The organism is Dellaglioa sp. CoH-57-MRSF-17, assembly GCF_056782015.1.
The window spans coordinates 1-334 of sequence record NZ_JBXAXY010000094.1 but is presented as its reverse complement, the minus strand read 5'-3'; the positions used below and the strand labels follow the sequence as shown (position 1 = coordinate 334).

General features: G+C 59.9%; 1 protein-coding gene. It reads right to left on the bottom strand.

Annotation, left to right across the window (positions count from 1 at the left end):
* Positions 1 to 315: hypothetical protein (locus tag AC1RPJ_RS08025; RefSeq protein ID WP_481762884.1), on the bottom strand; the 315-nt coding region annotated here is incomplete at its 3' end.
* Positions 316 to 334: the final 19 nt, after the last annotated feature.

The window sequence follows — 334 nt, the reverse complement described above, 5'->3', positions numbered from 1 at the left end:
ATCCCATTCGGTGCCACGGCTCGTCTTCTGTGCCTTGTTCGGCTTGACTAGCGCCGCAGGATCGACGTTGTGAACGATACGACCTTCTGACTTGAGACGCGCAATGCCGCCATCCGTGGCGTTGGCGATACCGAGCGGAGTTCCGGGCTCCTGCGCCAGCGTGACGCCCTTTTCGCCAATGCTGTCGATGATGAACAGGCCTTCGACAGCACCGTGTCCACGGCCGACCTCGGTAACATGGCCCCGATCGACGAGAACCACATCCCCCAGCTTGTGGCCATGCTTGGAGAGCGAGCGTTTAACTTTCTTGAACACGCGATCAACGTCCTGTGCC